The 22,380-nt window shown below is 65.3% G+C and carries 25 protein-coding genes; 5 read left to right on the top strand and 20 right to left on the bottom strand.

The genetic code is table 11. The features are described 5' to 3' along the window. A partial coding sequence (locus tag E4L96_RS23470) for an extracellular catalytic domain type 2 short-chain-length polyhydroxyalkanoate depolymerase (RefSeq protein WP_167758584.1) occupies positions 1–1,051 on the top strand: 1,051 nt, incomplete at its 5' end. Here E4L96_RS23470 and E4L96_RS02885 read toward each other — a convergent pair. After that, positions 1,048–1,671 (bottom strand): formylglycine-generating enzyme family protein, encoded by a 624-nt coding sequence (locus E4L96_RS02885; protein ID WP_135205729.1) that lies wholly within the window; start codon positions 1,669–1,671, stop codon positions 1,048–1,050. The two genes, E4L96_RS23470 and E4L96_RS02885, sit on opposite strands and share 4 nt — an antisense overlap. Positions 1,672–1,803: 132 nt before the next feature. Here E4L96_RS02885 and E4L96_RS02880 point away from each other — a divergent pair, with 132 nt between their 5' ends. After that, on the top strand, positions 1,804–3,144 hold the full coding sequence (locus E4L96_RS02880) for an HD-GYP domain-containing protein (RefSeq protein WP_167758583.1): 1,341 nt from the start codon (positions 1,804–1,806) through the stop codon (positions 3,142–3,144). Here the strand turns inward: E4L96_RS02880 and E4L96_RS02875 are convergent. The 14 genes from E4L96_RS02875 to E4L96_RS02810 all read right to left on the bottom strand — a co-directional run bounded on the left by E4L96_RS02875 (position 3,131) and on the right by E4L96_RS02810 (position 13,083). Beyond that, the gene (locus E4L96_RS02875; RefSeq protein ID WP_135205727.1) at positions 3,131–3,958 is read right to left on the bottom strand and encodes a PPK2 family polyphosphate kinase; all 828 of its coding nucleotides are present in this window, start codon (positions 3,956–3,958) and stop codon (positions 3,131–3,133) included. The two genes, E4L96_RS02880 and E4L96_RS02875, sit on opposite strands and share 14 nt — an antisense overlap. Beyond that, the gene (locus E4L96_RS02870; RefSeq protein ID WP_135205726.1) at positions 3,958–4,383 is read right to left on the bottom strand and encodes a CoA-binding protein; all 426 of its coding nucleotides are present in this window, start codon (positions 4,381–4,383) and stop codon (positions 3,958–3,960) included. The genes E4L96_RS02875 and E4L96_RS02870 overlap by 1 nt, the downstream gene beginning before the upstream one ends. Before the next feature lie 69 nt (positions 4,384–4,452). After that, on the bottom strand, positions 4,453–4,728 hold the full coding sequence (locus E4L96_RS02865) for a hypothetical protein (protein WP_135205725.1): 276 nt from the start codon (positions 4,726–4,728) through the stop codon (positions 4,453–4,455). Positions 4,729–4,840: 112 nt separating this feature from the next. Then, a complete protein-coding gene (locus tag E4L96_RS02860) occupies positions 4,841–5,170 on the bottom strand; it encodes a hypothetical protein (RefSeq protein ID WP_135205724.1) in 330 nt (109 codons plus the stop codon). A 115-nt stretch (positions 5,171–5,285) separates the two neighbouring features. After that, positions 5,286–5,891 carry a hypothetical protein gene (locus E4L96_RS02855; RefSeq protein ID WP_135205723.1) on the bottom strand — a complete coding sequence of 202 codons (606 nt, stop codon included), beginning with the start codon at positions 5,889–5,891 and terminating at the stop codon, positions 5,286–5,288. Between the two features lie 115 nt (positions 5,892–6,006). Beyond that, positions 6,007–6,429 (bottom strand): F0F1 ATP synthase subunit epsilon, encoded by a 423-nt coding sequence (locus E4L96_RS02850; protein WP_135205722.1) that lies wholly within the window; start codon positions 6,427–6,429, stop codon positions 6,007–6,009. A 56-nt stretch (positions 6,430–6,485) separates the two neighbouring features. Then, entirely contained in the window at positions 6,486–7,886 is a 1,401-nt protein-coding gene (gene atpD, locus E4L96_RS02845) for a F0F1 ATP synthase subunit beta (RefSeq protein ID WP_135205721.1), read from the bottom strand. Positions 7,887–7,916: 30 nt separating this feature from the next. Then, positions 7,917–8,795: a F0F1 ATP synthase subunit gamma gene (atpG, locus tag E4L96_RS02840; protein WP_135205720.1), complete on the bottom strand. Its 879-nt coding sequence runs from the start codon at positions 8,793–8,795 to the stop codon at positions 7,917–7,919. Positions 8,796–8,840: 45 nt separating this feature from the next. Then, positions 8,841–10,382, bottom strand: coding sequence for a F0F1 ATP synthase subunit alpha (atpA, locus tag E4L96_RS02835; protein ID WP_135205719.1), 1,542 nt, complete (start codon positions 10,380–10,382; stop codon positions 8,841–8,843). 80 nt (positions 10,383–10,462) lie between these two features. Beyond that, complete coding sequence (locus E4L96_RS02830) at positions 10,463–10,996, bottom strand: F0F1 ATP synthase subunit delta (RefSeq protein WP_135205718.1); 534 nt, start codon at positions 10,994–10,996, stop codon at positions 10,463–10,465. A 2-nt stretch (positions 10,997–10,998) separates the two neighbouring features. Then, positions 10,999–11,469 carry a F0F1 ATP synthase subunit B gene (locus E4L96_RS02825; protein ID WP_135205717.1) on the bottom strand — a complete coding sequence of 157 codons (471 nt, stop codon included), beginning with the start codon at positions 11,467–11,469 and terminating at the stop codon, positions 10,999–11,001. A 71-nt stretch (positions 11,470–11,540) separates the two neighbouring features. Further along, positions 11,541–11,783: a F0F1 ATP synthase subunit C gene (atpE, locus tag E4L96_RS02820; protein ID WP_135205716.1), complete on the bottom strand. Its 243-nt coding sequence runs from the start codon at positions 11,781–11,783 to the stop codon at positions 11,541–11,543. 74 nt (positions 11,784–11,857) lie between these two features. Then, on the bottom strand, positions 11,858–12,742 hold the full coding sequence (gene atpB / locus E4L96_RS02815) for a F0F1 ATP synthase subunit A (protein WP_135205715.1): 885 nt from the start codon (positions 12,740–12,742) through the stop codon (positions 11,858–11,860). A 2-nt stretch (positions 12,743–12,744) separates the two neighbouring features. Beyond that, positions 12,745–13,083, bottom strand: a complete 339-nt coding sequence (locus E4L96_RS02810) for an ATP synthase subunit I (RefSeq protein ID WP_135205714.1) — start codon at positions 13,081–13,083, stop codon at positions 12,745–12,747. Between the two features lie 408 nt (positions 13,084–13,491). On the opposite strand from E4L96_RS02810, the gene E4L96_RS02805 reads away from it, so the two are divergent. Further along, the gene (locus E4L96_RS02805) at positions 13,492–14,919 is read left to right on the top strand and encodes a vWA domain-containing protein (protein ID WP_135205713.1); all 1,428 of its coding nucleotides are present in this window, start codon (positions 13,492–13,494) and stop codon (positions 14,917–14,919) included. 68 nt (positions 14,920–14,987) lie between these two features. Here the strand turns inward: E4L96_RS02805 and E4L96_RS02800 are convergent, their stop codons facing one another. The 5 genes from E4L96_RS02800 to E4L96_RS02780 form a co-directional block, all read right to left on the bottom strand. After that, a complete protein-coding gene (locus tag E4L96_RS02800) occupies positions 14,988–15,857 on the bottom strand; it encodes a ParB/RepB/Spo0J family partition protein (protein ID WP_135205712.1) in 870 nt (289 codons plus the stop codon). A gap of 36 nt (positions 15,858–15,893) precedes the next feature. Continuing rightward, positions 15,894–16,664, bottom strand: a complete 771-nt coding sequence (locus tag E4L96_RS02795) for a ParA family protein (protein ID WP_135205711.1) — start codon at positions 16,662–16,664, stop codon at positions 15,894–15,896. A 94-nt stretch (positions 16,665–16,758) separates the two neighbouring features. Next, complete coding sequence (gene rsmG, locus E4L96_RS02790) at positions 16,759–17,412, bottom strand: 16S rRNA (guanine(527)-N(7))-methyltransferase RsmG (protein ID WP_135205710.1); 654 nt, start codon at positions 17,410–17,412, stop codon at positions 16,759–16,761. Beyond that, positions 17,412–19,343: a tRNA uridine-5-carboxymethylaminomethyl(34) synthesis enzyme MnmG gene (mnmG, locus tag E4L96_RS02785; RefSeq protein ID WP_135205709.1), complete on the bottom strand. Its 1,932-nt coding sequence runs from the start codon at positions 19,341–19,343 to the stop codon at positions 17,412–17,414. The genes rsmG and mnmG overlap by 1 nt, the downstream gene beginning before the upstream one ends. A gap of 114 nt (positions 19,344–19,457) precedes the next feature. After that, positions 19,458–20,228, bottom strand: a complete 771-nt coding sequence (locus E4L96_RS02780; RefSeq protein WP_135205708.1) for a TSUP family transporter — start codon at positions 20,226–20,228, stop codon at positions 19,458–19,460. A 112-nt stretch (positions 20,229–20,340) separates the two neighbouring features. On the opposite strand from E4L96_RS02780, the gene E4L96_RS02775 reads away from it, so the two are divergent. After that, entirely contained in the window at positions 20,341–21,507 is a 1,167-nt protein-coding gene (locus E4L96_RS02775; protein ID WP_135205707.1) for an iron-containing alcohol dehydrogenase, read from the top strand. 33 nt (positions 21,508–21,540) lie between these two features. Beyond that, complete coding sequence (locus E4L96_RS02770) at positions 21,541–22,374, top strand: UCP032817 domain-containing protein (protein WP_135205706.1); 834 nt, start codon at positions 21,541–21,543, stop codon at positions 22,372–22,374. Positions 22,375–22,380: the final 6 nt, after the last annotated feature.

Here is a 22,380-nt window from a genome sequence, read left to right as displayed (position 1 = left end):
GGCGCACACCGCTCCGGCCTGGGTGCTGGCAGCCGGTGTACTGGCCCCGATCGCCGTGCCCGCGCGCGGGGCGCCGCAGCTGCCGGCGCTGGGCGTGGACCTGGGTCAGACCACGGTGTCCGGCGTGTCGTCGGGCGCGTACATGGCGGAGCAGTTCGCGGTGGCGTATTCCAGCACCGTGTCCGGCGTGGGGATGATCGCGGGCGGGCCATATTTCTGCGCGGGCGAACCGGAGTCCAATCCGCCGCTGTGGAACGCCTTCTCGCGCTGCATGAACCCGGCCGCTGCGGGCGTCGACCCGCCCGATGCCACGGTGCTGTGGGCGAAGACGCAGGACTTTGCCGCGCAGGGACAGGTCGATGCGCTTGCGGGCATCCGCCACCAGCGCGTTTTTCTCTTCAGTGGCATCCAGGACGAAGTGGTGACCAAAGTGGTGATGGCGCAGACCCGCCGCTTCTACGAGCTGGCGCAGGCGGCGTCCATCACCTATGTGAACAACGTGCAGGCGGGCCACGGCATGATCACCGCCCGCCCGCAGGACAGCGCCTGCCAGTCCAACCTGCCACCCTACTTCAACAACTGCGGCCGCACGCTGGCCGGGGAGCTGCTGGCGGCGCTGTACGATGGGATCGCGGCCGCGCCGGCCGGGCAGCCGGTGGAGGGCAGCATCGTCCGCTTCGACCAGCGGCGCTACGCGGCGGCCAGCAGCGGGCTGGCGGCCGAGGGCTACGCCTTCATCCCGAGCGCGTGCCGTCGCTCAGCCTGCCGGGTGCATGTCGCCTTTCACGGCTGCTTCCAGACTGTGAACGCGGTGGAGGACCATTTCTACCGCTACGCCGGGTACAACGAGACCGCCGCCGCCAACCGCATTGTGGTGCTGTATCCACAAGTGGCGCCAACCACCCTGCCCTACAATCCGCTCGGCTGCTGGGACTACTGGGGCTACTCCAGCAGCGGGTTCTACGGTCGCGCCGGGCCCCAGGCCGCCGCCGTGCGCGCCATGCTGGCCCGGCTGGCCCAGCGGCGGCCGGTGCGCGTCCGGCACCGCTAGCCGGAGCGCGCCAGCCGAAAGCCCAGGTCGTCCACGCTGTACGTCGGATGGCTCTTGCGGCGGCAGGCGGCGCGCAGCTGTTCCGGCGCATCGTTCCAGCCGCCCCCGCGGAACACGCGGTAGCTGCCGTAGACCGCGGGGTCGTACAGGTCCCAGCACCACTCCCACACGTTGCCGAGCATGTCATGCAGGCCCCAAGCATTGGGCGCCAACACGCCGACCGGATGGGGCCCGCCGTCCGCATTGGCGCGGTACCAGGCGATGGTTTCCAGTTCGCCATAGCGCGCTGCGTTGCTGCCAGCGCGGCAGGCGAATTCCCATTCGGCTTCGGTGGGCAGGCGATAGCCGTCGGCGCTGCGGTCCCAGACGGCGCCCTGGTCCGGATCCAGTGCGTAGGCCGGGCGCAAGCCCTCGGCCGCCGAGCGGCGGTTGCAGTAGCGGACGGCATCGTCCCAGCTCACGCCGGTGGCGGGCAGCTGGCCCTCAGGCCCCGGCACGCCCGCATAGTCAGCCTGGGTCACCGGCGTGGCCGCCAGCAGGAAGGGGGCGATGGGAACGGTCCACCAACGGCCGGAACCTTCGTCCTTGAGACTGATGACGCCGGGCGGGATCTCGATCATGTCATGGACGTGTTATCAAAACGACAGAAACCACATCTTAACGCGCTCCTGATCGCTGTCAGCACAATCGCGTTGCCACACGGAAATAACTCATGTAATCTGCGTAACTCTTCGACCGCCCAGGAGCGCGCAATGCCCGACATGAGCCTGCCCACCGCCGTGAATCCGCACGTGCTGCGGCGCCTGGTGGCGCTGGCCCAGCGGCAATCGGTGCTGGTCATGGAGGACATCTTCGACCAGCGCGGGCAGAAGCTGGCGGCCGCCGGGGACGGTTTCACGCCCGAGGTGCAGGCGCGCATCACCCAGCACAAGCTGAAGCGGCCGCTGGAAGCCTGCCTGGGATTGGAGTCAGCGCCGGACGCCCAGCTGATCGTGGAACGGGCGCGGCACCTGATCGACACCTGCGCGCCGCTGAGGCGCATCCTCGCTCTGGCGGTACGTGAGCGCTCACCCATCCATTTGCTGGCCACCGTCGAGTTCAGTCATTCGACCGCCCTGCTGCTGGGCCTGGCCGCCGACGGGCACCCGCAGGCCCTCGACCATTGCGTGCTGGTGAGCCTGCTGGCGATCGCGATGGCGCGCACCCTGCGCCTGTCCGAGGACGACCAGGTGGCGGCCGGGATCGCGGGCCTGCTGCACGACCTGGGCGAGCTGTACATCGATCCGGCCTGGCTGGCGCCGGGCAAGCGGCTGCGGCCGCACGAGTGGGCGCACATCGTGGCGCACCCGCGCATCGGGCAGATGCTGGTCAACGAGCTGGACTCGTTTCCGCTGGCGGTCGGGCGGGCGGTGGCGGAGCACCATGAGCGCTTCAACGGCTCCGGCTATCCACGCCAGGTGGGCGGGCACAGCATCAGCGGCCCGGGCCAGGCGGTGGCGGTGGCGGAGATGATCGCGGGCCTGCTGAACCGCGACCAGCCGCTGGAGCGGGCCGAACTGGCCTTGAAGATCATCCCGGGCGAGCAGGCGCACGACCTGGTCTCGGCCGTCTCGGGCGCGCTGCGCACCCAGGCCCGGCTGGAGATGCTGGACGAGCAGATCGAAGGCGGCGCCGACGTCGAACGCCTGTTCTGGCGCATGCAGTCGGCGCACCAGATGGCCGAATGGCTGGTGGCGGGCGGCGGGCACGGCTCGGCGGCCGGGCGCACCCTGATTGCGCGGACGCTGGAGCGGCTGGAAGCAGTGCAGCGCGCCTTCGTCAGCACCGGGCTGGACACGTGGATGCGGCCGGGCCACGGCCTGCACGAGGGCGGCGCGGCGGTGCACTTCGAGCGCATCGTGGCCTCGCGCGAAATCGAATGGCGGCTGCGCGACCTGGCGCGCGACGTGGCCCTGCAATCGAGCGGCGGCGACCAGGCTGCGTTCGGGCGCCTGATCGACCTGCTGGACGGCACGGCCGACGAGCCGGACGATGGCCTGGCGCCGCCCTGCGGCTTGCACGCGCCGGCGCCGGCGGTGGCTACTCCAGCTTGAGCTTGCCGATCTTCGGATCGGTCTTGGGGAACTGCAGGTCCATGCCGCGGAACACGTCGCGCAGCAGGGTGGCGATGATCAGGTTGCGGTGGGTCTTGGAATCGGCCGGGACGATGTACCACGGCGCGGCATCGGTGTTGGTGGCGTTGATCGCGTCCTCGTAGGCTTTCTGGTAGGCGTCCCAGTGCTTGCGCTGCTCGAGGTCGGCGGGGTCGAACTTCCAGTGCTTGTCCGGGTCGTCCAGGCGCGCCTGCAGGCGCTCGCGCTGCTCCTCCTTCGAAATGTGCAGGAACACCTTCATGATGGTGGTGCCGTTTTCGGCCAGCATGCGCTCGAAGTCGCGGAGCTGGGCGTAGCGGCGCTCGCATTCCTCCGCGTCGATCATGCCGAGCACGCGCGTGATCAGGACCTCCTCGTAGTGGCTGCGGTTCCAGACGGCGATCTCGCCGTTGCCGGGGGCGTGGCGGTGCACGCGCCAGAGGTAGTCGTGGTTCTTTTCTTCCTCCGTCGGCGCCTTGAAGCCGACCGCGTTCAGGCCCATCGGGTTCATGCCGGCGAACAGGGCTTTGATGGTGCCGTCCTTGCCGGAGGTGTCGGTGCCCTGGAGGATGATCAGCAGCTTCTGGTTACGGGAGGCGTAGAGCTTGGTCTGCTGGTCGTCCAGATCGCTGGCGATCTCGCTGGCCTGGTCACGCTCGCGCTGCTTGATCACGCTGCCCGGTTCATCGGACTGCACACGCAGGGGCTTGTCGCTGGCGTCCGCGTCGCGCAGCTGGAGATCCTTGGGGGCGCGGAAGCGCTCGCGGGCGTCCATCAGGCGCCTACTGTCATCGCGTGTTCCACTTTCATGCAGGCGTCCTGCACGACGTCCAGGCCGGCGGCCGCGGCGAGGTCGGCGGCCTGCTGGTTCGCAATGCCCAGCTGCATCCACAGGACCGAGGCGCGCACGGCGATGGCGTCCCTGGCGATGGCGGGGATCTCCTCCGGCTTGCGGAAGCATTGCACGATGTCGATGCGGGTGCCGGTGGCGGCCAGGGCGTCGGCGGCGGCATGCAGGTCGGGGTAGACCTTTTCGCCCAGGATCTGCTGGCCCTCATAGCGCGGGTTCACCGGGATGATGCGGTAGCCGTGGTCTTGCAGGTAGTGGGCCACGCCCTGGCTGGGGCGGTCCGGCTTGGGGGAAAGGCCGACCACGGCGATGGTGTGGCTCTCCTGGAGGATGTGGGGGATCGATCTCATGGCGTGGTCGCTGCTTGTGTTGTCGGATACACAAGCGTAGCAAATCGCCGCCCGCCCCGTCGCACGGCCTCAGCGCGGTGATGGCGGCGCTGGAGGGGCCCCGGCGCAGTCGCGGACTGCGGTCGGCTGGCGCGCCTCCGCCTGCAAGGCTTGCAGGACTTGCTCTTGATGCTCAAGCTGTACTTGCATTGCGGCCCACCGATGGACGACAGGCATGGCGAAATAGAAAGCCCAGCTCGCGATGACCCAGATAATGAGCAGCCCCCACAGCGCGACCGATGTGACGATGCATTCGTCGCGCAAGCGTCGAGCGTCGTCGTGTGAATTGTCGGCGGCGAGATCCATGTACCTCAGGTTAGGGCACAGAATTGCAGCGGGCTTGCGGTGAATCTGGGCGGTGCGGGGAACTTTTAGGAAGGTGGCGGAGGCGCGCGGGGCGGCTCCGCCGGGACTGCGGTTACGAGGCGAAGATGATGATGTCGGCGTCGCAGTTGCGGTAATGGATCACGATGATGATGATGCGGCGCAGCCGGGCCGCACGGGCCGCCTCGGTCGCGAGGCTGGTGACGGCGGCGCGGTCGGCGCGGTTCTTCATCGTGACCTGCACGGCCGATTCATCGGTCGTCGGCACGCCCATGGCCTTGATCGCGGCCTTGGGGTTGGCCATGATGGTCATGGCGGTGGCGGCGTCCACTTCCGCGCGGTGCACGGACTCGACGATGTCGGCCTCGGGGTCGGTGGTGGACAGGTATTGCCGCAGGGCTTCGGTGTCGTCCTTGATTTCCATGATGCTGCTCCTTCACTCAAGTGCGGGGGGCACGCGGGCCCCGATGAGACACACCTTAGTCAGCAGCGGGCGGGCCGGGTTAGAGCAGCCTCAAGCTTCATGGGAAAGCGGGGAACTATCTGCGCGGGAGGGGCGGCGATGCTCCGGTCTTGGCCGCCAGCACGCTGTCGATGCGGTTTGAGAGCCCGGCAATCTCTTGCCGCACCTGCTCGCGGTCGGCCTTGCTCTCTTGCCGCAACTGCTCCCGATCGACCTTCATCTCCTGGCGCAACTGCTCGCGATCGGCCCTCATCTCCTGCCTTAGCTGGGCAAACTGGGCGTCACTATGCGCGATCAGGCTCGCATACATGCCCCCGATGCCGAACGCGCCGGTGACGATGGTGCCGATCAGCCAGTACTGCATCTTGCTCAGCCGCGCATTGATCGTTCGCTCGACGCTGAGTTGAACGTCACCCACGTAGAGCCGAATGCCAGCCATCTCTTCTTTGACGCCCAGGAGATCGGCCTTCGAAGCCAGCCGAGCGCCGGCAATCTCGTCTTTGACGCCCAGGAGATCGGCCTTCGAAGCCAGCCGGGCGCCGGCAATCTCGTCTTTGACGCCCAAGAGATCGGCCTTCGTGGCCACATGCGGCAGCGTGGCATCGAAGCGTGCGGTAAGGACCGCCACGTCGGTGGCCACTTTGGCGAGCAGTTCGTTATCGCTGTCGGAGCGCGCGTTCATGGAGACAGCTTAGGCCATCGATGGACGCTGCGCTTGTTAACTGTCAGCGGAACATACGGAACCAAAACGAAAAGGGCAGCCGAGGCTGCCCTTTCCTTTACTGCGGAGGTGAAGCTCAGCGCTTGGCGCGCAGCTTCTGGATCGCGGCGAGCTGCGCGATGGCGGCGGCCAGTTCGGCCTGGGCCTTCGCGTAGTCGATCGTCGAGTCCTTGTTCGTCATCAGCTCTTCGGCGCGCTTCTTCGCTTCCGATGCCTTCGCCTCGTCCAGGTCGTGACCGCGGATCGCGGTATCGGCCAGCACGGTAACGGCGTTCGGCTGCACCTCGAGCAGGCCGCCGGCCACGAACACGAATTCCTCGTCCGCCTGGCCCGCCACCTTGATGCGCACCGCGCCCGGGCGGATGCGCGTGATCAGCGGCGTGTGCTTGGGATAGATCCCCAGCTCGCCCGCTTCACCCGGCAACGCGACGAACTCGGCTTCGCCGGAAAAGATCTGCTCTTCCGCCGACACCACGTCCACGTGAATAGTGTTTGCCATAGTTGTCCTATCGATGCACAGCGCGGCCGCCGCAGCGGCCACGCCTGCGCGTCACATTAGCCGAGCTTCTTGGCCTTCTCGATTGCTTCTTCGATCGTGCCAACCATGTAGAACGCCTGCTCCGGCAGGTGGTCCAGCTCGCCCGATGCGATCATCTTGAAGCCCTTGATCGTGTCCTTCAGCGAGACGTACTTGCCCGGCGAGCCGGTGAAGACTTCCGCCACGTGGAACGGCTGCGACAGGAAACGCTGCATCTTACGGGCACGGGCCACCACCAGCTTGTCTTCCGGTGCCAGCTCGTCCATGCCCAGAATCGCGATGATGTCACGCAGTTCCTTGTAGCGCTGCAGGGTGCCCTGCACGGCGCGCGCGGTGTCGTAGTGCTCCTGGCCCACGACCAGCGGATCCAGCTGGCGCGAGGTCGAGTCGAGCGGGTCCACGGCCGGGTAGATACCCAGCGCGGCGATGTCACGCGACAGCACCACGGTCGAGTCCAGGTGACCGAAGGTGGTCGCCGGCGACGGGTCAGTCAGGTCATCCGCAGGAACGTACACGGCCTGGATCGAGGTGATCGAACCAGTCTTGGTGGAGGTGATGCGCTCCTGCAGGCGGCCCATCTCTTCGGCCAGGGTCGGCTGGTAGCCCACCGCGGACGGCATCCGGCCCAGCAGTGCGGACACTTCGGTACCGGCCAGGGTATAGCGGTAGATGTTATCCACGAAGAACAGAACGTCACGGCCTTCGTCACGGAACGATTCCGCGATGGTCAGGCCGGTCAGTGCCACGCGCAGGCGGTTGCCCGGCGGTTCGTTCATCTGGCCGTACACCATGGCGACCTTGGAGTTGCCCAGGTTGTCCAGGTCCACGACCTTCGCATCGGCCATCTCGTGGTAGAAGTCGTTACCTTCACGGGTACGCTCACCCACGCCGGCGAACACGGACAGACCCGAGTGCGCCTTGGCGATGTTGTTGATCAGTTCCATCATGTTCACGGTCTTGCCCACGCCGGCGCCGCCGAACAGGCCGACCTTACCGCCCTTGGCGAACGGGCAGACCAGGTCGATCACCTTGATGCCGGTTTCCAGCAGTTCCTGCGACGGCGACAGCTCGTCGTATTCCGGCGCTGCGCGGTGGATCGAGGCGGTGCGCTCCAGCGACACCGGGCCCCGCTCGTCGATCGGGTTGCCCAGCACGTCCATGATGCGGCCCAGGGTCGCAGTACCGACCGGCACCATGATCGGGTTGCCGGTGTTCTGGATGGTCATGCCGCGACGCAGACCTTCGGACGAACCCAGAGCAATGGTACGGACCACGCCGTCGCCGAGCTGCTGTTGAACTTCCAGGGTCAGCGCGGAGCCTTCCATTTTCAGTGCGTCAAACACCTTCGGCATCGCGTCACGCGGAAATTCCACGTCAACCACAGCGCCGATACACTGAACGATTTTGCCATCAGCCATTTTCGTTCCTTCTCTATATATTGAAATTCGTTACACCGCCGCCGCGCCGGCAACGATCTCGGACAGTTCCTTCGTGATGGCGGCCTGGCGGGTCTTGTTGTAGACCAGCTTGAGTTCACCAATCACGTTGCCTGCGTTGTCGCTCGCCGACTTCATCGCGACCATGCGTGCCGACTGCTCGGACGCCAGGTTTTCCGCGACCGCCTGATAAATCAGCGCTTCGACGTAACGCACCAGCAGTTCATCGATCACGACAGCCGCGTCGGGCTCGTACAGGTAGTCCCAGGAACGGGACGCCTTGTCGGCCTCCATGCGGTCGGCGGCCAGCGGGAGCAGTTGCTCCACCTGCGGCTCCTGGCGCATGGTGTTGATGAACTTGGTGTAGCACAGGTAGACCGCGTCCAGCTGCCCTTCCTGGTAAGCGTCGAGCATGACCTTCACCGGCCCGATGAGCTTGTCCAGGTGGGGCGTGTCGCCGATCTGGATCACGTGCGAGACGACAGGCACGCCGATCCGGTTCAGGAAACCGAGGCCCTTGTTGCCGATGGCAACTGCTTCAATCTTGTTGCCCGCCTGTTCCAGCTCGCGGGATTTCTGCGTCACCAGGCGCAGCACGTTCGTGTTAAGGCCACCGCACAGACCCTTGTCGGTCGTGACGATGATGAAGCCGACCTTCTTGGAAGGCTGGGCATTCTTGGCCTTGGCCATGAACGGGTGCGTGTACTCAGGATTCGCAGTCGCAAGATTGGCGGTGATGTTCCGAATCTTCTCACTGTAGGGACGGGCGGCGCGCATGCGATCCTGCGCCTTGCGCATTTTCGATGCGGCGACCATTTCCATCGCCTTGGTGATCTTCTTCGTATTCTCTACGCTCTTGATCTTGCCACGTATCTCTTTGCCTACTGCCATGAGTCCTTACTCCTTATCGCCGGGGGCCGGAGCCCCCTGGCATCATCAGAACGCGCCCGATTTCTTGAAATCGGCAATGGCGGCGGCCAGCGCAGCTTCGCCGTCCTTGTCCAGTTGCTTCGATTCTTCGATCTTGGCGAGGAGCGCAGCCTGCTTGGTCTTCAGGTAGGCGTGCAGGCCGGCTTCGAACGCGAGCACTTTCTTGACTTCGACGTCGTCGAAATAGCCCTTGTTCACGGCGTACAGCGAGGCCGCCATCAGCGAGATCGGCAGCGGTGCGTACTGGGCCTGCTTCAGCAGTTCGGTCACGCGGGCGCCGCGGTCCAGCTGCTTGCGGGTCGATTCGTCCAGGTCGGACGCGAACTGGGCGAACGCAGCCAGCTCACGGTACTGTGCCAGGTCGGTACGGATACCGCCGGACAGGCCCTTGATGACCTTGGTCTGCGCAGCACCACCGACGCGCGACACCGAGATACCGGCGTTGATCGCAGGACGGATACCGGCGTTGAACAGCGAGGTCTCCAGGAAGATCTGGCCGTCGGTGATCGAGATCACGTTGGTCGGCACGAAGGCGGACACGTCACCTGCTTGCGTTTCGATGATCGGCAGGGCGGTCAGCGAGCCGGTCTTGCCGGTCACGGCGCCGTTGGTGAAGGCGGACACGTAGTCGGCGTTCACGCGCGCAGCGCGCTCGAGCAGACGCGAGTGCAGGTAGAACACGTCGCCCGGATACGCTTCGCGGCCCGGCGGGCGGCGCAGCAGCAGGGAGATCTGGCGGTAGGCCACGGCCTGCTTGGACAGGTCGTCGTACACGATCAGCGCGTCTTCGCCGCGGTCGCGGAAGTATTCGCCCATCGCGCAGCCCGAGTAGGCCGAGATGTACTGCATCGCAGCCGATTCCGACGCGGTCGCGGCGACCACGATGGTGTACTCCATCGCGCCGTGCTGTTCCAGCGAGCGGACGATGTTCTTGATGGTCGAGGCCTTCTGGCCGATCGCCACGTACACGCAGGTCATGTTCTGACCTTTTTGGTTGATGATCGCGTCCACTGCCACGGCCGATTTACCGGTCTGGCGGTCGCCAATGATCAGCTCACGCTGGCCACGGCCGATCGGCACCATCGCGTCGATCGACTTGAGGCCGGTCTGCATCGGCTGGGAGACGGACTCACGGGCGATCACGCCCGGAGCGATCTTTTCCACCGGCGAGGTCAGCTTGGCGTTGACCGGACCCTTGCCGTCGATCGGCTGGCCCAGAGCGTTGACCACGCGGCCACGCAGTTCCGGGCCGACCGGCACTTCCAGGATGCGGCCGGTGCACTTGACGGTGTCGCCTTCCGAGATGTGCTCGTAGGCGCCCAGGATCACGGCGCCGACGGAGTCGCGCTCGAGGTTCATCGCCAGGCCAAAGGTATTGCCCGGGAATTCCAGCATCTCGCCTTGCATCACGTCCGACAGGCCGTGGATGCGGCAGATACCGTCGGCCACGGAGATCACCGTGCCTTGGTTCTTCACTTCAGCGCCGCCTTCGAGACCCTGGATGCGGCTCTTGATCAGTTCGCTGATTTCAGATGGGTTGAGTTGCATACTAACTCCGTTAATAGTTTCTTGATGCGTAGGGCCGGGGCGCGAAGGGCGCGCATGCGGCGCGGGCGTTCAGGCGGGGATCACGCCGTCAGGGCGATTTCCATCTGCTGCAGCTTGGCCTTGACGGAGGTGTCCAGCACCTCGTCGCCGACCACCACGCGCACACCACCGATCAGCGACGGTTCCACTGCCACGCTCGGGTTGAGCTTGCGGCCGAATTTCTGTTCCAGCGTGCGCACCAGCTGCGCGGTCTGTTCGGCCGACAGCGGGAAGGCGCTTTCGATCAGCGCGTCGGCGGCGCCCTCGGCGGCGTTCTTCAGGGCCGCGAACTGGGTGCCGATTTCGGGCAGCAGTTCGATCCGGCCGTTTTCGGCCAGCATGCGGAGGAAGTTCTGCGCTTCGGGAGTCACGGGAGCCTTGACCAGCGACGCAACCGCGTCGACGATCTGCTGGGCACTGACGTTCGGGTTGCGAGCGAAGGCCTGCACATCGGCGTGCGAACCGACCTGGGTCAGCTCGGACACCAGTTCGGACCAGGCTGCCGTGTTGCCGGTTTGGGCAACGCGGAACAGCGCTTCGGCGTAAGGACGGGCGACGGTTGCGAGTTCGGCCATGATTACAGCTCGGTAGCGAGTTGGTTCAGCAGGTCGGCGTGGGCCTGGGCGTTGACTTCGCGCTTGAGGATCTGCTCGGCGCCTTTGACGGCCAGCGAGGCGACCTGGCCGCGCAGTTCTTCGCGCGCCTTGGTGACTTGCTGCTCGGCGTCCGCCTTGGCTTGCGCCAGGATGCGGTTGGCTTCGGCTTGCGCGTTGGCCTTGATCTCTTCGGCGACCAGCTGGGCACGCTTCTCTGCGTCGGCGATGCGCTGGGCGCCCTGGTCGCGGGCGGAGGCCAGCTCGGCCTGCACGCGCAGTTCCGCGTCAGCCATGGCTTTCTTGCCCTGATCAGCAGCAGCCAGACCCTCGGCGATCTTCTTCGCGCGCACGTCCAGGTTGCCCGCGATCAGCGGCCACACGAACTTGGCGATCGTCCATGCCAGGATCAGGAAGACGATCGCCTGAATGAACATTGTCGAATTGAGGTTCACAGCATTTTCCTTCTCAGAAAGACACGAGCCGGGGCGGCAGGATTGCCGTCCCGGCACTCGAGAGCGGGCTCTTAGGCCGGGAACGGGCTGGAGAACGCGAACATCATCGCGATACCAACGCCGATCAGGAATGCCGCGTCGATCAGACCGGCCAGCAGGAACATCTTGGTTTGCAGGGTGTTCATCAGTTCCGGCTGACGTGCGGAAGCTTCGATGAACTTACCGCCCATGATGCCGATACCGATACATGCACCGATAGCGCCCAGACCAATGATGAGACCGCAAGCCAGTGCAACGAAAGCGACGTTAGTCATCGAAAAACTCCTTAGATAAGCAAAAAGAACAAAAATTAAAAAGGTAGAACTCTAAAAACTACTTGATGCTGCTATTAGTGGCCTTCGTGCGCCTGGCCGATGTACACCAGCGTCAGCATCATGAAGATGAATGCCTGCAGAAGAACGATCAGGATGTGGAAGATCGCCCAGATCGAACCGGCAAACAGGTGCAGACCGGCCAGCGACAGGCTCTGGGCGGTGAAGCCAACCCAGGTGGAGCCCAGCAGCGCGATCAGCAGGAAAATCAACTCGCCGGCAAACATGTTGCCGAAGAGTCGCATCGACAGCGACACGGTTTTGGCTGCGAATTCGATCAGGTTCAGTGCGAAGTTGAAGATCCACAGGGCCGGATGCGCGCCGAACGGTGCAGTGAACAGTTCATGGACGAAGCCGCCGCCGCCCTTGATCTTGATGTTGTAGTACAGCATGAAGAACAGGACGACGATGCCCATACCGAGGGTGCCGTTCAGGTCGGCGGTCGGGACCACGCGGAAGAACGGCTCGTGGCCTTCGGCGGTGTGGATGCCGGCGGCGCGGAAGAACGAAGCGAACAGGTCGACCGGCAGGAAGTCCATGGAGTTCATCAGCAGGACCCAGACGAACGCGGTCAGGGCCAGCGGGGCGATGAAGGAGCGGTCGCCGTGCACGATCTGCTTGGCCTGGTCGTCGACCAGTTCCACGACGGACTCGACCAGACCCTGGAAGCGGGTCGGCACGCCCGGCTGGACGCGGCGCGCGGCGGCGTACAGCAGCACGAAGGTGAGCGCGGCCATCAGGACCGACCAGAAGATCGTGTCGTAGTTGATGATGCCGAAATCGATGATCTTGGTCTGAGTCGCCGAACGCAGGTGCGTCAGGTGGTGGGTGATGTACTGACCCGCGGTGACGGCATGTTCGCCGGCCGGTGCTGCCGCTTCTGCGACTTTTTCGAGTGCCATGTTCAGTGCCTAAACAATAAGATGATGTAACTTTTCAGTGCCACGATGAACCCGGCGATCAGGGCCAGCCAGTTCAGGTCGGGGTACAGCTTGGCGATCGCGAACAGCAGGGCGAGCGTCATTGCAATCTTGATGAATTCACCGATGAAGAAGCTCATCGGGTTGGCCTGGCCGAGCCGCTGGGCGTTCGCGAACAGGCGCAACGCAAACAAACCATTCGGCACCACACAGCACAAACCGCCCAATACGGCCGACACCATCGCGGCCCATCCCCCCAGCAGTGCGGCGATTGCGCCAGCGACCACTGTTGCGATCAATTGCAGGGAGACTATGCGCAGCATCTTGTGTTCTTCTCGCGCCTAGCCGTTTGGGACCGAGTTACCGGATATTGAAACGTGAATCGACGGGATTATAAGTGTTTATACTGACGCACGTCAAACCACGGATGCCCGTGGGGACATTGAAAAGTGTGCAAAAGACACGCTTTACGGGCAACTTTTTTGCACTTTCATTGTGCGCCGCCGATCCGCTCCGGTCCTCCCGGCTGGTTGGCCTCGATTCATCTTTTTGACGGGTCCAGTGTGCGCTGAGCCGTTCGGGGCGCCAATTACCTGGCACGTCAAGACTCGCAGCACTGCGAGCGGTCTGCAAGAACCCCCTCGCGTGGGGCACCTGCCGGCGCGGCAAGGTGGGTACGATCACGGCTTCGAGACCCGGGCCTCTTGCCCGGTCCATGACAAAGGAACGTGATGTACCGACTCTGCCTGGCCGCCAGCGCGGCCCTGATGCTGGCGGCCGCCGGCCCCGCCGGCGCCGCCACCGCCCCTGCCCCGACCATGCTGGTGCTCGACGCGTCCAACAGCATGTGGGGCCAGATTGGCGGAGTCAGCAAGTTCGACATCGCGCGCAAGAGCCTGGCTTCATTCGTCGGCGCCCTGCCCGCTGGCCAACCGATCGGCTTGACCGCCTACGGCCACCGGCGCAAGGACGACTGCCTGGACGTCGAGACGGTGCTGCCGGTCGGCGTCCTGGACAAGTCCAGGCTCGACGCCGCCCTCAAGCCGCTCGCCCCGCGCGGCAAGACGCCGCTGGCGCGTGCCATCGCCCAGGCGGCGGAGACTCTCGACTACAAGAAGCAGCCCGCTACCGTGGTGGTGCTGACGGACGGACTGGAAACCTGCAGCGCCAACCCGTGCGCGGAGGTCGAGCAGCTGGTTGCGCAGGGGCGGCAGCTGACTGTGCATATCATCGGTTTCGACATGCGCGCTACCGAGCGCGAGCAGCTGCGCTGCATCGCCCAGGCCGGCCATGGGCGGCTGGCCTTGGCGGGCAACGCACAGGAACTGGCACTGGCGCTGGCCAACGTGCATGGCACCGCCGCGGTGCCGGAGGCGGCCGGCCGCAAGAGTGCGGCACTGCATGCGGCGCCGGCCGCACCCAGGGCGGGTGCGCAATTTGAGGTGACCTGGGACGGCGCAGCCATGGACGGGGATTCAGTCACGCTGTCGCTGCCCGAGGTGCCGCTCGGGGGCGGCGCAGGCTTCTCGTACCTCAAGAAGACCGGCAAGGCGGTCGTCACCGCGCCCGAGACTCCAGGCGCGTATGAACTGCGCTACCTCGACAAGAAGGGCGGCAAGCCGCTCGGCACGCTGGCGCTCACGGTGGAACCGGCCGAAGCGTTTGTCACGCCGCCGCCGACCGTCCCTGGCAACAAGCCCTTCCTGGTGAAATGGGGCGGTCCCGCCAATCGTGGCGACATGATCTACCTGGTCGAGGGCAAGAAGCAACTGGCCTATGCCAACCCCACCAAGGGCAGCGACGCCAAACTGCGCGCGCCCGCGCGCTCGGGTGAATTCGAGGTGGTGTATCAGACCCAGAACGGCAAGGTGCTGGCCACGCAGCGCGTGACGGTCGCCATGGAGCCTATCGTGCTGCGCCTGGCGGGGCTCGTGGCGAAGGGCAAGCCGTTCACGGTGGCCTTCACCGGCTCGGTGGGTGACGGCGATGTGGTCTCGTACACGCCGGTGGTCGATCCGCATGCGTCAGGACGCACCTATTACAACGCGATTGCCGGCAGCCCGGCCAAGCTGGTGGCGCCAACCGTGGCGGGCAAGTACGAGATTCAGTACAAGAACGATGGTGTGTTGCTGGCCACGCTGCCGCTGATCGTTCAGTAGCCGGGGGGCCGCTACCGGGGGACCGCCAGCGGGAGGCGGCCGCCAGGATGCGGCGACCGGGTGCGGCGTCAGGCGCGCAGGCGGAGGAGGACGGAGTCGAGCACGTCGAGGTCGGCGAAGTCGATGATCATCTGGCCGCGGCCTTTGGTGCCCATCTTGAACACGACCGGGGTGGCCAGCTTGTCCGACAGCTCTTCTTCCAGTCGCACGATGTCGCCCGACTTCTCGCGCTCGCGCTTGGCCGGCGCCTTGGCCTCTTCCAGCGAGCGGGCCACCAGCTTCTCGGTCTCGCGCACCGACAGGCGCTTGGCGATGACCTGGTTGGCCAGGGTGATCTGGCTGGCCGCGTCCACCGCCAGCAGCGCGCGGGCGTGGCCCATGTCGATGTCGCCGGCCATCAGCATGGTCTGCACCGGCTGCGCCAGGTTGATCAGGCGGAGCAGGTTGGACACCGCGCTGCGCGAACGGCCGACCGAGGTCGCGGCCTGCTCGTGGGTGAAGTTGAAGTCGTTGATCAGGCGCTGGATGCCCTGCGCCTCTTCCAGCGGGTTCAGGTCCTCGCGCTGGATGTTTTCGATCAGCGCCATAGCGGCGGCGGCCTGGTCGTCCACGTCGCGCACCAGCACCGGGATCTCTTCCAGCCCCGCCAGCTGCGCCGCGCGGAAGCGGCGCTCGCCGGCGATGATCTCGTAGCGCCCGGAGCCGACCGGCCGCACCAGCACCGGCTGCATGATGCCCTGCGCCTTGATCGACGCGGCCAGCTCGGACAGCGCGCCTTCGTCCATGCGCGTGCGCGGCTGGTACTTGCCGGCCTGCAGATGCGACACCGGCAGAGTCGACGGCGTGCCCGGATCGGCCTTGGTGGTGATATCCGCGCCATCGCCGCCCAGCAGGGCTTCCAGTCCGCGGCCGAGGCCCTTCATTTTTTTCGTTGCCATGATTCGTTGATTCTCTTTGCTGATTATCGGTGTTGATTACATCGTCTTGATGCGTTCGACCATCTCCGCGCCGAAGGCGATGTACGCCTGTGCGCCCTTGGAAGACGGATCGAAGGTGACGCCCGGCACGCCGTAGGACGGTGCCTCGGCCAGCCGCACGTTGCGGGGGATGATGGTCTTGAAGACCTTGTCGCCGAAGTGCTGCTCCAGCTGCGCCGACACCTGCTGCGACAGCGTCATGCGCGGGTCGAACATCACGCGCAGCAGGCCGATGATCTTCAGGTCGTGATTCAGGTTGGCGTGCACCTTCTTGATCGTGTTCACCAGGTCCGACAGCCCTTCCAGTGCGTAGTACTCGCACTGCATCGGAATGATTACGCCGTGTGCGGAGCACAGGCCGTTCAGCGTGAGCATGGACAGGGCGGGCGGGCAGTCGATCAAGATGAAGTCGTAGTCCTGGTCCACGGCGGCGAGAGCATCCTTCAGGCGCCGCTCGCGGTTATCCAGCTCCACCATCTCCACTTCCGCGCCGGCCAGCTCGCGGTTGGAGGGCAGCACGTCGAACTTGCCGGACTCGGAGGTCTGGCGCGCGGTGGCGATGTCCGCCTGGCCAAGCAGCACCTCGTAGGTCGATGCCGTCAGCCCCGCCTTGTTGATGCCGGCCCCCATGGTGGCATTGCCTTGCGGGTCCAGATCCACCAGCAGCACCCGCTGCTTCAGCTTCGCCAGCCCGGCCGACAGGTTCACGCTGGTGGTGGTCTTGCCTACTCCGCCCTTCTGATTCGCTACGCAGAAAATCTTCGCCATTGGACTTTATTATTTATACCGTTTATACGATTTATACTATCTAAACCGTATAAACGATTTGTACTGTTTATCAGGTATAAACTGTTTATACCGTTTATATCGTTTTGTTGCGCTCGATGAAAACGAGGTGACGTTCCGCTGCCAGCCCTGGGACCTGCAGAGGTTCCAGTTTCGCCACACGCCATTCCGCAGGCACCCGCTCCTGCTCGTCCTGCGGTGCCGTCCCCTTGAGTGCAATGAAGCGCCCACCGTCCGCCAGCAAGTGCCCGGACCAGTTGACGAAGTCCGAGAGGTCCGCAAATGCGCGGGAAGTTATGGTGTCGAAAAGTTCCGGAACCTGCAGCTGCTCAACGCGCGCCGTGTACACGGTGACGTTGCTTAAACCGAGTTCTGCCTTGACCTGCGTGAGGAAGGCGGTCTTCTTGTGCACGGTGTCCACGAGGGACACCTTGACGTCCGGCCGCGCGATCGCCAGCACGATGCCCGGCAATCCGCCCCCTGCCCCCACATCCAGCACATTCTGCGCATGCTCGAAGGCCGGCACGGCGGCCAGCGAATCGAGGATGTGCAGCGTCGCCATCTGCATGGGGTCGCGCACCGAGGTCAGGTTGTAGACCGAATTCCACTTGAACAGCAGTCCGAGATAGTCGAGCAGCTGCTCATGCTGCTTGTGGTCGAAGTCCAGCTTGAGTTCGCCAATCCCCTGCGCCAGCACGTCGGCCAGCGTGTCGCGGTCGAAGTTCTTCATCAGGCCGCCGCGTCAGTGTTGAGGTTGACAAATCCACCGTACCCCGCCTTCTTCAAATGTACCAGCAAAAGCGAGATCGCGGCAGGTGTCACACCGGAAATTCTGGACGCCTGGCCCAGGGTTTCGGGGCGCTGCTTGTCGAGTTTCTGGCGCACTTCGATGGACAAAGCCTTGATGTCCAGGTAGTTCAGGCCGGCCGGGAGCTTGAGGTTTTCGTAGTGCTCATGGCGCTCAACTTCGCGCGCCTGGCGCTCGATGTAGCCAGAATACTTGAGCTGGATTTCCACCTGCTCCTGCACGGCCGGGTCGGTCACGCCGGGCCCCGCCAGGGGCTGGCCTTCCATGCCCTGCATGGTCATCAGCTGGTCGTAGTCCACGCCCGGACGGCGCAGCAGGTCCGCCAGGTTGTACTCGCGCTCGATGGCCTGGCCGATCACGCGTTCGGACTCGGCGGCGGCCAGGATGCGCGGGTTCACCCAGGTCGATTTCAGGCGCTCCAGTTCGCGGGCCACCGCCTCGCGTTTGGCTTCGAAAGCGGCCCATTGGACATCTCCGACCACGCCGAGCTGGCGGCCGATCTCGGTCAGGCGCATGTCGGCGTTGTCCTCACGCAGGCTCAGGCGGTATTCGGCGCGGCTGGTGAACATGCGGTAAGGCTCGGCCACACCCTGGGTGGTGAGGTCGTCGACCAGCACGCCGAGGTAGGCCTCCGCCCTGCCCGGCACCCAGGCGTCCTTGCCTTGGGTCTGCCGCGCGGCATTCAGGCCAGCCAGCAGGCCTTGTGCGGCGGCCTCTTCGTAGCCGGTGGTGCCGTTGATCTGGCCGGCGAAGAACAGGCCCTGGATGGCCTTGGTTTCCAGCGACGCCTTCAGACCGCGCGGGTCGAAATAGTCGTACTCGATGGCATAGCCGGGGCGCAGGATGAAGGCGTTTTCCATGCCTTTCATGGAGCGCACCAGGTCCAGCTGCACGTCGAACGGCAGGCTGGTGGAGATGCCGTTCGGGTAGAACTCGTTGGTCGTCAGGCCTTCCGGCTCCAGGAAAATCTGGTGCGATTCCTTGCTGGCGAAGCGGTGGATCTTGTCTTCGATGGACGGGCAATAGCGCGGCCCCACGCCCTCGATCACGCCGGTGTACATGGGGCTGCGGTCCAGGCCGCTACGGATGATGTCGTGGGTGCGCTCGTTGGTGTGTGTCACCCAGCACGGCAGCTGGCGCGGGTGCATGGACACGTTCCCCATCACCGAAAACACGGGGATCGGGTCGAGGTCGCCCGGCTGCTCGGTCATCTGCGCGAAGTCGATGCTGCGGCCGTCGATGCGCGGCGGCGTGCCCGTTTTCAGGCGGCCTTGGGGCAGCTTGAGCTCCTTCAGGCGGGCGGACAGCGAGATCGCTGGCGGGTCCCCAGCGCGGCCCGCCGAGTAGTTTTGCAGCCCAACGTGAATCTTCCCGTCCAGGAAAGTGCCTGCCGTCAGCACCACGGCGCGGGCCCGAAAGCGCAGACCGACCTGGGTCACGGCGCCGACCACGCGGTCGCCCTCCACCATCAGGTCATCTACCGCCTGCTGGAATAGCCACAGGTTGGGCTGGTTTTCGATGCGGGAGCGGATGGCCGCCTTGTACAGGACGCGGTCTGCCTGGGCGCGGGTGGCGCGCACGGCCGGGCCCTTGGACGAGTTCAGGATGCGGAACTGGATGCCCGCCTCGTCCGTGGCGATTGCCATCGCGCCGCCCAAGGCATCGACTTCCTTGACCAGGTGGCCCTTGCCAATACCGCCAATGGACGGGTTGCACGACATCGCACCCAGGGTTTCGATGTTGTGGGTAAGCAAGAGCGTCTTCTGCCCCGTGCGGGCGGAGGCCAGCGCGGCTTCGGTACCGGCGTGGCCGCCGCCGACGACGATCACGTCGAATTCGGTTGGATAAAGCATGGTGATGAGATGAGGCGGGAGTGAGTCGAGATTATAGGCCGATTCGCTGATTGTTTCACGTGGAACAGTCGAGGCGGGACTTGTCCGAACGTTTCACGTGAAACAATCAGAGGCCTACCATGGGAGCTTGGTAAGCGCGTCGTAACCCGTTTTCACAATCAACAGTCCGACGACCACCAGAAACAACCGACGTACGAAGCCGCTGCCATGCTTCAGGGCGAGACGGGTGCCGACCAGCGAACCGGCAATCTGACCGAGCGCCATTACCGCACCGAGCTGCCACAGCAGGTGTCCGCTGTACTGGAACCACATCAGGGCTGACAGGTTGCAGGCCACATTGACCACCTTCGCGGCCGCCGAGGCGGACAGGAAGTCGAAGCCGAAAAAGCGCACGAACAGGAAGATCAGGAAGCTGCCCGTACCCGGACCGAACAAGCCGTCATAGAACCCGATCGCACCGCCCGCCCCCAGTGCGAACAGCCGCTCGGTGCTGCCGCTGTGGCGCGGCGCATGGACGCTGCCCAGATCCTTCTTCCTGAAAGTGTAGACGGCCACAGCGAGCAGGATTAGCGGCAGCAGGCCGCGCACGAAATCGGCGGGCACGTGCGTCACCGTGTAGGCGCCGGCGAAGGACATCACAAAGGCGGCCGCGGCCGCTGGGGCAGCCGTGCTCCAGGCCACGGCCACCCGGCGCGCGTAGTTCACGGCCGCGGTCGAGGTGCCGACGATGCTGCCCAGCTTACTGGTGCCGATCACCGTGGCCGCTTCCACACGCGGGAACAGCGAGAAGAACGCGGGCAGTTGGATCAGCCCGCCTCCGCCGACCACGGCATCCACCAGACCGGCGAAGAAGGCGGCACATCCCAGCAAAACGATCTCGAGCATCAAAGTCTTTCAGCGGCAAAAGATGGGATTGTACGGAACATTGGTCTGCGCCGCCTGTCCCAGCCTGGAGGCTTTGGTGTAAGCTTTCCGCAACACTCATCCCAGGATTGCCATGGCCGACCTCGCTGCCTTCGCCTTCTCCACCGTCCCCCACCTCGTCTGCCAGACCGGCGCCATCCGCCACCTCGGCAAGCTGGTCGCCGAGCGTTTCCCGCAAGCGCGGCGGGCGCTTCTGATCACGGACCGCGGCTTCCTGAAAACCGGGCTGCTGGATGCGCCGCGCGCGAGCCTGGCCGCCAACCAGATGCATGTCGAAATCTATGCGGACGTCATGGCGGACCCGCCCGAGCACGTCGTGCGCAGCGCAGTCAAGTTCGCGCGCGAGCAGGCCATTGACCTGGTGATCGGCGTGGGCGGCGGCAGCTCCATGGATGTCGCCAAGCTGATCGCCGTGCTGGCCGGGCACGAGCAGCCCCTGAGCGACATCTACGGCATCGGCAATGTGAAAGGTGAACGGCTGCCGCTGGTGCAGATTCCGACGACGGCCGGGACCGGCTCCGAAGTCACCAACATCGCCATCGTGACCACCGGCGAAACCACCAAGATGGGCGTGGTCTCAGCGCAGCTGTATGCCGACCTGGCGATCCTGGATGCGGAGCTGACCCTGGGCCTGCCGCCCGCCGTGACCGCTGCCACGGGCATCGACGCCATGGTTCATGCGATCGAGGCGTACACCAGCAAGCACAAGAAGAATCCGCTGTCGGACAGTCTGGCCCGCCAGGCGCTTGGCCTGCTGTCGGCCAACCTGCTGAAGGCCTGCGAGAACGGGCAGGACCTGCAAGCCCGGCAGGCGACGCTGCTCGGAGCCATGCTAGCCGGGCAGGCGTTCTCGAATGCGCCGGTGGCGGCGGTGCACGCGCTGGCATACCCGATCGGCGGCATCTTCCACGTCCCGCACGGGCTGTCCAACTCGCTGGTCCTGCCGCACGTCCTGCGCTTCAACCTGCCGTACGCCGCACAGCTGTACGCGGAGCTGGCCGATGTCGTTGTGCCGCACGCGGCCGGCAGCCCCGCCGTCAAGGCGGAAGCGCTCATTGTTGCGATGCAGCAAATCGCAACGCTCACCGGGATCCCGACCCGGCTCGAGCAGGTGGGCGTCAAGGAGTCCGACCTCGACCGGCTGGCCGACGACGCCATGTTGCAAACCCGCCTCCTTGGCAACAATCCGCGCGAGCTCACGCGGGCGGACGCCTATGCCATCTACGCAGCCGCGTTGTAGAGTACCGGAAACACTCTCAGCACGAGGAGGCCCATGGATTGGCTGTACACGCTGCGGGCGCGCTGGCACCTCGGCACCTCCGGGCACCGGGCTCAACTGGAGGCCCTTCCGGAGCCTCTATACGCGTTTTGGGCGCGTTCTGTGGCCCGGGAGTACCCCAGCCTACCCCGCAACCGCTACACCTTCCTGCGGGCCGCTGAAGGGCTCGTCTACTTCTTCAAGGCCGTGAGCGCCACGGGCCGTGCCTGCGCCCTGCCATCTGCCGCCGCCGACTCCGTCTGGCATGCCTGGCTGGCCTGGAACCGCATCAACCTCGGTACCTATGGCAGCACCCATTTCGGCCGCGACGTCAGCCACTTGCCCAACGCCAGCCTCGCTTCGACGGCGCTGGCCCACACACTGGTCCTGTGCCGCGAACTGGAGGGCAAGCCCGCACACGGGCCCGACCTTCCCAGCCTGTTCCGCCTCGACCGCGATGTGCGCATGCCGGGCGGCCACGGCTATTTCCGCACAGCCGAAGGCATCATGTACGTGCCACTGAGTCCGCGCGGGAGGACGGCGCGCCGCCCCGCCCTGCACCCCAAGTTGACCCCGGACGCACTGCTGGCCGCCGGGCTGATCACGCGCCGGCAGTACGCCGCCCTGCTGCGCGAGCAGCGCATGATGAGCGACGACACGGCGGCCACCTGGGCGGGCGCGGACACCACCGCCCTGGCCTTCGCGGACGCGGAAGACAGCAGCTCATCGGACCGCGGAGACAGCCTTGCCTACGACGCCAGCAGCAGCGACAGCAGTGGCAGCGACAGTGGCAGCAGTGATTGTGGAAGCAGCTGCGGCGGCAGCAGCTGTGGAGGCGGCGGAGACTAGCCCCGC

The sequence above is a fragment of the Zemynaea arenosa genome (genome assembly GCF_004614185.1).
Lineage (GTDB): Bacteria > Pseudomonadota > Gammaproteobacteria > Burkholderiales > Burkholderiaceae_D > Telluria > Telluria arenosa.
The sequence above is the reverse complement of the archived record's forward strand: the minus strand, read 5'-3'. Positions and strand labels throughout refer to the sequence as shown.

What these genes read in the sequence shown, in the direction of transcription:
- E4L96_RS02875 (WP_135205727.1), bottom strand. Translation starts at nt 3,958, where the DNA reads ATGGACGCCCGCGAGCGCTTCCGCGCCCCCAAGGATCTCCAGCTGCGC.
- E4L96_RS02800 (WP_135205712.1), bottom strand. Translation starts at nt 15,857, where the DNA reads ATGGCAACGAAAAAAATGAAGGGCCTCGGCCGCGGACTGGAAGCCCTG.
- E4L96_RS02780 (WP_135205708.1), bottom strand. Translation starts at nt 20,228, where the DNA reads ATGCTCGAGATCGTTTTGCTGGGATGTGCCGCCTTCTTCGCCGGTCTG.
- E4L96_RS02775 (WP_135205707.1), top strand. Translation starts at nt 20,341, where the DNA reads ATGGCCGACCTCGCTGCCTTCGCCTTCTCCACCGTCCCCCACCTCGTC.
- atpD (WP_135205721.1), bottom strand. Translation starts at nt 7,886, where the DNA reads ATGGCTGATGGCAAAATCGTTCAGTGTATCGGCGCTGTGGTTGACGTG.
- atpE (WP_135205716.1), bottom strand. Translation starts at nt 11,783, where the DNA reads ATGACTAACGTCGCTTTCGTTGCACTGGCTTGCGGTCTCATCATTGGT.
- E4L96_RS02880 (WP_167758583.1), top strand. Translation starts at nt 1,804, where the DNA reads ATGCCCGACATGAGCCTGCCCACCGCCGTGAATCCGCACGTGCTGCGG.
- atpG (WP_135205720.1), bottom strand. Translation starts at nt 8,795, where the DNA reads ATGGCAGTAGGCAAAGAGATACGTGGCAAGATCAAGAGCGTAGAGAAT.
- E4L96_RS02830 (WP_135205718.1), bottom strand. Translation starts at nt 10,996, where the DNA reads ATGGCCGAACTCGCAACCGTCGCCCGTCCTTACGCCGAAGCGCTGTTC.
- atpA (WP_135205719.1), bottom strand. Translation starts at nt 10,382, where the DNA reads ATGCAACTCAACCCATCTGAAATCAGCGAACTGATCAAGAGCCGCATC.
- E4L96_RS02770 (WP_135205706.1), top strand. Translation starts at nt 21,541, where the DNA reads ATGGATTGGCTGTACACGCTGCGGGCGCGCTGGCACCTCGGCACCTCC.
- E4L96_RS02860 (WP_135205724.1), bottom strand. Translation starts at nt 5,170, where the DNA reads ATGGAAATCAAGGACGACACCGAAGCCCTGCGGCAATACCTGTCCACC.
- rsmG (WP_135205710.1), bottom strand. Translation starts at nt 17,412, where the DNA reads ATGAAGAACTTCGACCGCGACACGCTGGCCGACGTGCTGGCGCAGGGG.
- E4L96_RS02810 (WP_135205714.1), bottom strand. Translation starts at nt 13,083, where the DNA reads ATGCTGCGCATAGTCTCCCTGCAATTGATCGCAACAGTGGTCGCTGGC.
- E4L96_RS02870 (WP_135205726.1), bottom strand. Translation starts at nt 4,383, where the DNA reads ATGAGATCGATCCCCCACATCCTCCAGGAGAGCCACACCATCGCCGTG.
- atpB (WP_135205715.1), bottom strand. Translation starts at nt 12,742, where the DNA reads ATGGCACTCGAAAAAGTCGCAGAAGCGGCAGCACCGGCCGGCGAACAT.
- mnmG (WP_135205709.1), bottom strand. Translation starts at nt 19,343, where the DNA reads ATGCTTTATCCAACCGAATTCGACGTGATCGTCGTCGGCGGCGGCCAC.
- E4L96_RS02865 (WP_135205725.1), bottom strand. Translation starts at nt 4,728, where the DNA reads ATGGATCTCGCCGCCGACAATTCACACGACGACGCTCGACGCTTGCGC.
- E4L96_RS02795 (WP_135205711.1), bottom strand. Translation starts at nt 16,664, where the DNA reads ATGGCGAAGATTTTCTGCGTAGCGAATCAGAAGGGCGGAGTAGGCAAG.
- E4L96_RS02855 (WP_135205723.1), bottom strand. Translation starts at nt 5,891, where the DNA reads ATGAACGCGCGCTCCGACAGCGATAACGAACTGCTCGCCAAAGTGGCC.
- E4L96_RS02805 (WP_135205713.1), top strand. Translation starts at nt 13,492, where the DNA reads ATGTACCGACTCTGCCTGGCCGCCAGCGCGGCCCTGATGCTGGCGGCC.
- E4L96_RS02885 (WP_135205729.1), bottom strand. Translation starts at nt 1,671, where the DNA reads ATGATCGAGATCCCGCCCGGCGTCATCAGTCTCAAGGACGAAGGTTCC.
- E4L96_RS02850 (WP_135205722.1), bottom strand. Translation starts at nt 6,429, where the DNA reads ATGGCAAACACTATTCACGTGGACGTGGTGTCGGCGGAAGAGCAGATC.